The organism is uncultured Succinatimonas sp. (assembly GCF_905203285.1).
Taxonomy (GTDB): Bacteria; Pseudomonadota; Gammaproteobacteria; order Enterobacterales; family Succinivibrionaceae; genus Succinatimonas.
Window position 1 is genome coordinate 1 of record NZ_CAJKVK010000142.1, and the last position, 2342, is coordinate 2342.

Genomic DNA, 2342 nt, shown 5'->3' on the forward strand with positions numbered 1-2342 from the left:
TTTTATTGCTTAAAATACAGTTAAAAATTTTTATCAAAAGATAAAATTTATACCGCATACATTAAACAGCTAAATACAGCAAAAGAATATAACCTAAAGAAATATAACTGTTTGTATCAAGATAATTTAAATATCAAAAAACAACTACAGTAATTACATTAATATAATTGTTATATTTATATTGAAATGCCTGGCAAAAAATCATATCTCTAAAAAAGATAACGAATTTTACCGGTTAAAATTACGTATACCTTTATTTAACGACTTTTTAAAAATCAAATTTAAGCTCATGATTACAAAAATAAAAAATAGTTTAGATATTTTTTGTACTGTTCTTGATAATTACGGTGACGCCGGAGTTTGTCTGCGCTTGGCAAGAGATTTAAGCCTTAAGCAATTTAATGTGTTTCTTTACTGTGACGATCTAAAAACGCTGAACACTATAAAAGATAAAAAAGATGAAGAAAACGAAAATCTTCACATAAAAAAATGGAATGACAAGCTTGAAGATTATGATCCAAGTGAATATGTCATACAGGCTTTTTCCTGCCGCCTCTGTCAAAATGCTATAGATAAAATCAAAGTAAAGCACAGTAAGGTAATCAATTTAGAGTACTTAAGCGCTGAAAAATGGGTTGAGGATTGCCATAAATGTCAGTCTTTTGGTGACGGGTTTACAAGTTACTTCTTTTTCCCGGGTTTCACAAAAGGAACAGGCGGGGTAGTTACAGAAGAAAATTTCATAAAAAAATTACAAAAAAATAATCTAAAAAGCAGTGAAATTAGAAAAGTAACGCTTTTCTCTTATGAAAACTCTCATATAAAAGACATAATTTCTTTACTTTCAAAATCAAAAAAGAAAAGTGAAATCACCGTTTTTGAAGGAAAAGCGCTTAACAATCTAAATCAGCAATTAAAACTTAATTTGCAGCCCGGACAATACTTTGATTTAAATCAGAAAATATCCATAAAAGCAGTAAAAATGGTTTCACAAGATGAATATGATGATTATTTGCTGTCAGCAGATTTAAATCTGGTCAGAGGAGAAGACTCAATAGTCCGTGCAATGTTAAGCGGAAAACCTTTTTTATGGCAGATATACGTTCAAGAAGATAACGCACACATTTTAAAGTTAATGTCCTTTTTTGACCGACTTGAAGAAGTCGTAAAACCTTCAGAAACATTTTTTATTCTAAAAAATTTAATGCTTTCATATAACGATGCTCACGAATTTCCTTTAATCGATTCTTATGATGAATTTGAACAAAACGTAAATGAAATATTCAAGCTTTGGTCTTTACACTTACTAAATTTAGGATCATTAAGTGATAATCTTTGCGATTTTTTACTAAGTCTTAACGCATAACCTGCGATTTTTACAGGCTTTACTATGTTAAAATATTAAAGTTTAGGGCATGAATAGCCCGGTTAACCTAAAGAATATTTCTTAAATTAAGGTAAATTTTAAAGGTAAACTCATGAAATTAGCTCAAGAAATCCGTGCCGGCAACGTTATCATGCTTAACGGCAACCCGATGGTAGTTCAGAAAACCGAGTACAACAAATCAGGCCGTAACGCAGCTGTTGTCAAAATGAAGTTAAAGAGCTTATTGTCTGATGCCGGTACTGAAACCGTATTCCGCGCTGATGACCGTCTTGAAGATGTCATCTTAGAGCACAAAGACTGCACCTATTCTTACTTCAATGATCCTCTTTATGTCTTTATGGATGATGAGTTCAACCAGTATGACGTTGAAAAGGACAACTTAGGTGATGTTCTTAACTACTTAGTAGACGGCATGGAAGATGTTTGCCAGGTAACCTTCTACAACGGTAAAGCAATCAGTGTAGAACTTCCTATCAGCATCGTTCGTGAAGTTGAGTATACCGAGCCGGCCGTTCGCGGTGATACTTCTGGCAAAGTTACCAAACCTGCACGTCTTGCCGGTACCGGTTTTGAAATTCAGGTTCCTGATTTCGTAAATATCGGCGATAAGATTGAAATCGACACTCGTACCAACGAGTTCAAAAAGCGCGTTTAATCAATCGATTTTTCATCAAAAGGCAGGATTTATTCCTGCTTTTTTTATATCTAAATAATAAAAATCAAAACATCAATTGTTGGGAAACCTGTTAAAAAGTATCAAAAAAGTTTTAATAAAAACATTCGGTAAAAACACTATAAAAACTATACTGTTGAAAAACAGGCTTTTTTCAACATAAAAAACAAAGATCCAAAACGATTTTCCCAAAGATTTAATCTTAAATAAGATCTTAAAAATAAAGAGAAAATTTAAGATCCCACAAATTTTTGTTTACTAATAACAAAAATAATAAAGAAA

The 2342-nt window shown here is 31.8% G+C and carries 2 protein-coding genes; both read left to right on the forward strand.

The features are described 5' to 3' along the window. Positions 1-289 precede the first annotated feature (289 nt). Complete coding sequence (gene earP / locus QZ019_RS09655; protein WP_295484600.1) at positions 290-1366, forward strand: elongation factor P maturation arginine rhamnosyltransferase EarP; 1077 nt, start codon at positions 290-292, stop codon at positions 1364-1366. Positions 1367-1478: 112 nt separating this feature from the next. Beyond that, on the forward strand, positions 1479-2042 hold the full coding sequence (gene efp, locus QZ019_RS09660) for an elongation factor P (protein WP_295484602.1): 564 nt from the start codon (positions 1479-1481) through the stop codon (positions 2040-2042). Positions 2043-2342 lie beyond the last annotated feature (300 nt).